At 37.9% G+C, this 4,778-nt stretch carries 5 protein-coding genes; 3 read left to right on the top strand and 2 right to left on the bottom strand.

Going from position 1 to position 4,778, the window contains the following annotated elements; all coding sequences use genetic code 11:
• A partial coding sequence (locus tag PLK24_RS05730) for an FGGY-family carbohydrate kinase (protein WP_324477160.1) occupies positions 1-1,014 on the top strand: 1,014 nt, incomplete at its 5' end.
• 5 nt (positions 1,015-1,019) lie between these two features.
• On the top strand, positions 1,020-1,541 hold the full coding sequence (locus PLK24_RS05725) for an ECF transporter S component (RefSeq protein WP_324477158.1): 522 nt from the start codon (positions 1,020-1,022) through the stop codon (positions 1,539-1,541).
• A gap of 20 nt (positions 1,542-1,561) precedes the next feature.
• On the opposite strand, the gene PLK24_RS05720 is transcribed toward PLK24_RS05725, so the two are convergent.
• Together PLK24_RS05720 and PLK24_RS05715 are read right to left on the bottom strand one after the other, a co-directional pair.
• The gene (locus tag PLK24_RS05720) at positions 1,562-2,749 is read right to left on the bottom strand and encodes an MFS transporter (RefSeq protein ID WP_324477157.1); all 1,188 of its coding nucleotides are present in this window, start codon (positions 2,747-2,749) and stop codon (positions 1,562-1,564) included.
• Positions 2,746-3,867, bottom strand: a complete 1,122-nt coding sequence (locus tag PLK24_RS05715; RefSeq protein ID WP_324477155.1) for an MFS transporter — start codon at positions 3,865-3,867, stop codon at positions 2,746-2,748. Before PLK24_RS05715 ends, PLK24_RS05720 begins: the two co-directional genes overlap by 4 nt.
• Positions 3,868-4,057: 190 nt before the next feature.
• Between PLK24_RS05715 and PLK24_RS05710 the strand changes: the two genes are divergently transcribed.
• Positions 4,058-4,778 (top strand): 4-alpha-glucanotransferase (locus PLK24_RS05710; RefSeq protein WP_324477153.1); only part of this gene is annotated, 721 nt, incomplete at its 3' end.

Below are 4,778 nucleotides of genomic sequence, written 5' to 3'. Positions count from 1 at the left end.
GCTGCTCTTTCTGGAGTGCTATCTTTTGATTATTCTTTGGCTTCACGAACCATGTTTTTTGATCAGAATAACCGACAATGGTCTCAAGAATTACTGGATATCATTGGAGTACCTCTTGAAAAAATGTCCCAACTCACTCCATCGGGGATAGTTTTAGGTACAATCCAAAAAGATATCGCCCGTTTTACCGGATTACCGGAGAACCTTCAAGTGGTTACCGGTGGGCATGACCACTTGTGTGCAGCAGTCGCAGTGGGAGTATTTAAACAGGGCCAGGTTCTTATTTCAACCGGTACCACTGAAAATCTCACTATGGCATTAGATGCCATCCCTCATATAGATTTTTCTCAGCTTAAACGCTCTTTTAGCTGGGGACATCATGCCATACCGGAACGCTATTATGGAATGAGTGGAATTTACAGCGGAGGATATTCTTTGGAGTGGTTTTTAAAGCTGATTAACGAAAAGTACCAATATTTAAAAGAAATGCCTCAAGATATTCCGAAAGAGATTAGCCTTTTTTTCCCATACCTATTGGGGGCTGATTATGACGGTGCACGCGGCGCTTTTATAAATTTGGAAGGGAAGATGGAAAAAGCTGACCTGACGAAATCCTTGATTATCAGTCTGGGCTTTGAATATAAAGACTTATGGGATATTATGGCGCAAAATTTAAATATTCGTGTTGAACGAGTGACCAATGTTGGAGGAGGTACTCAAAACGATTTTTGGATGAAGGTCAAGGCAGCAGTGTTAAATGAAAAAATTTTAGTTCCCCAGGATAAAGAAGGAAGCTGTAAAGGGGCAGCAATTTTGGCTGGAATTGCATCGGGATTGTATAAAGAACCGGAAGATGCCTATCGGAAAACCTTTCATTTAGCAAAAATCTATGAACCGGATCCCGACTTAAGGGAGAGTCTTCTTCCCTGGTATCGGTTATATTTAGAGTTACGGGATGACATTCGACACCTGAATGAGAAAATTAAAATAATCCAAACCGGGAGGAGAAAATAAAAAATATGAAAAGTACCTCTCAATCAATGATTCGATGGGTGAGCCGAACGGCAGTCCTTTTTGCTCTCACGTTAGTTATCCAATTGCTTGGTTTACCGCAATTTATAACTGGGCCACTGGTCAATGCCTTTTTACTGCTAGCAACTATGGTGGTTGGAGTTTCAAGTGGAATGGTTATTGGTTTATTTACACCTTGGGTAGCTTTTTCTCGGGGTATTTTACCCGCTCCCATGGGACCGATGATCCCTTTCATTATGTTAGGGAATGTAACAATAGTGATTGTCTTTTTCTTGATTACCACAAGAAGAGAAAATAATATTGGTTTCCTGGGATTGGGCATTGTTATTGGGTCTATTGCTAAGTATTTAGTGCTTTCTCAATCAGTGGCTTTTTTAGTAAGCGTCCCTCCTCCAGTTGCAAAAATGATGCAATTTCCTCAACTGATTACTGCTTTAGTAGGAGGAGTAATTGCTATTGTTATTAAACAAGCTTTAGGTCGAACCAATTTTTTTAAGAATCAGTCGTAAATTTTAATCTGAACGATACTTTATCTATGATGATATTTCCTCTCATAGGAAGAAAAAATAATCAAAGCCGAAAAAACCAGCAGAGAAAAACTTAAAAAAGAAAGCGGGTAGTTGTTGCTGCTTCCAGCAAGAATAAAAGAAAAGGTAATGGGTCCGATGGTTCCTCCTAAGTTGAAAGCGGTTTCCATCCACCCTAAGGCTTCGGTTCTCTGGGAATAGGGAGCTATTTCCCCCAGCAGGAGAGTGGTGGCAATATAGAAAAATACCCAACTGATACTTAGAACCGATTGAGGGACGAAGACCGATATCCCGCGATAGAGAAAGGGAGCAACGATAAAAGGAATAATAGTTAATGCATATCCAAACAGAATTATTGATGGGATATTTTTCATTTTCCGAGAACAGGTTTTCCCCACTATCGGAAAAAACATCAGTTGAATTAAGTTAGATACCCCTAAAACCATACCTATAAAAGCTGCCGAAAGACCTTTTTCCTTCCAAAACAGTGGAATAAAAAAAGAAAGCCCATTTACAGCTGTAGATCGAAGGAAAATTGGGAGATAAAAAAGAAAGTTTTTCCATCTTAATATCCACTTCCCATCGTTTTTTAAACCTTCCTCTTGGCTCCTTAATCCATCAACTTTCTTTAAAAGAAGAATTGGATAAATAATAGCTAAAGAAACGATACCTGCTAGGTAAAAATTCCAGGTAGGATCGAAATCGCTGAGATAACCAGAAATGAGCATAGCAATGGAATAGCTGACTCCACGTATGATATTAATCCAACTCAGTTCACGATTTTTGGCTTCGATATTTCGCTTTTTGATTATGATTTCATTCACAATTGGTGTTTGAGCCACCCAAAACCAACCAAAACCAAACCTCACCATCAATAAAGGAAAAAATCCAGAAATAAAAGGAGTGATAAGACAAAAAACACCTTGACCAATCATACTGATGAGAATGGTAATTTTCCTTTTTCCGGTTCGATCAACAAACTTACCCCAGATTGGTCCACCAATTAGGGCACCTAAGGTTAAAGCTGAAATGACAATTCCAGTTTCGGTAACATTAAGACCAATTTTTTTGGCAAAAAGAGCAAAAAGAATTGAAGTTGATATGTAGGTAAAATTGGCAACAAAGGCAACCAACATTAAAATTAAAAATTGAGTGGAAAAATACCGAAATAGAAAAAACCTTTTTTTCATGATCCTTTTGGTGCTCTCCCAAAGTAACGAGAGAATATCAGTAAACATCCTGCTGTGATAAGAGAGAAAATTCCGATACTATTGAGGACAAAACCAACCTGATTTCCAAAGAAAGACGAATAGCCCAAATGAAGTAAATATCCAGTTGCCCAAGCTACTCCCATTGATACCGATGCAGCGAAAGCCGGATGTCCAGGGAGCATTTTTTGGGCTTCAATGACATTTGAACTCATGGAGAAAAACATGAATGAATCAGAAAGAACATAGAAGAGTATAAATAAGGCGAGAGATTCGATCTGAACAAAAATGTTTAAAAAGAGTCCCATTCCAGCAAAAGATACCACATTGACTAGCCAATTGTTGAATCGAATCCGAAATCGAGAACCAAGGATATTGAAAAGCAGGCCTGAAACCAAGCCAAGAGAGAGAAGGGATCCACCAATAATAAGACTATACCCCCGAAGGTTGCTATACATTGGTGAATAGGTGTGGAGAGAAGACATATAGAAAGTTCTTAAACCAACCATGATCCAAATTGGGATGAGAATTGGAAATGACTTCCAAGAAAAATTTGGATGTTTGGTGATAGGTGTGAAATTCCTTTTTACCTTCAAAAGAATCGGTTGAAGAATAATAAAAATTAAAAGATTAAAAAAGATAATTTTATTGAGCCCAACGCTTCCAACCCACCAGGTAATAAAAATTGGACCTAAAGCCCCTCCGATAATGCCTCCCGACACAAAAGAGGTAACCGTTTTGGAGCTTTGATTGCGATTGGCCAAAGCTGTACCAAAAGGATGGTAGGCAGCATTGGCCAAAAAAACCGTAAAAAATACCAGGTACAATCCAACAATGTTCATTTTTAGAGAAAATAGTGAAGTAGGAAGTACTACAAAAGCAACAATTCCATAAAGCAAGAGCCATTGTTTTTTTATCCTTGGTAAAACCATAGCAAAAAGAATTTGGCTTAAGGCCGTCATCAACATTATTGATGCAATGAGCATAGCAATGGTTCGAGCTTGAATTGAATAGGTTTTAATCAAATAGGGACTAATCGGTGAAAGGAATTCAACGAAAAGGTCAACTGTTCCATGTAGTAGTGCAATAGCGAAATCCACAAAACATCCTCTTTTCCTACCAGCAAATCTAAGTTTAAAAACAGTTTGTTATTATAATAAGATTTATTTAGTTAGTTTGGAGACTTAACCACCATTAATGAACTAAAAAACAGAAAAACTTTTAGTAGGTATTCATTCCATTTTCGAGGTAGTGTATCATGAAAGGTGAAAGAGTGAAAGGTGGGATTTCATGAACGAATTGAGAAAATTGGCTGAATTATATGGAATTGAAACTAATTATTATGATATTCATGGAAGTCATATTCAAATTGAAGATGAAGTTTTAGTAAACCTACTTGGTTCTTTCGGTGAATATCCCCAAAATCGTTCAGGTTGGGTGGAAAACATCCATCGAAAGAAAGAAGAAATAGCCTTTCCTATTCCACCAGTTATTGTTACCTCAACTCGAGAGATTGCTTTTGTTCCTCAATTGAATTGGCTTTCAGGATCACTCTTTCTCGCTCGGGAAAATGTTATCTTGGAAATTCCCTTCCGAGTTGAAAACCATAAATGGAGCTTTCCACTTCCATTGGATTTGGAGTGGGGATATTATCCTCTCAATTTTGAAATTCGAACCACATTGAATACTTTATATCTGAAAAGCTATTTCATCTTTACTCCAAAATATTGTTATCTACCCGAAGAAAAAAATTTTTGGGGCTTGAACCTAGCCGTTTATTCACTCAATACCAGAAGAAAGCAGGGAATAGGAGACTTGCAAGATCTGAGATTAGTGAGCGATCTCCTTCAGAAATACGGCGGCAATTTTTTAGGGATTCTTCCCATCCACCTCTTAGAAAATCGAATGCCTTATGGAATCAGTCCGTATTATCCTATGGATCGGTTAGAGTGGAATCCAATCTATCTTCCCCTGGAATGGATTGCCCAAATATTAGAAATAAACCATGAGC

The sequence above is a fragment of the Atribacter sp. genome, from assembly GCF_035418125.1.
GTDB classification, from domain to species: domain Bacteria; phylum Atribacterota; class Atribacteria; order Atribacterales; family Atribacteraceae; genus Atribacter; species Atribacter allofermentans.
Note: the sequence above shows the minus strand (reverse complement) of the source record. Positions and strands in the feature narration are given on the sequence as shown.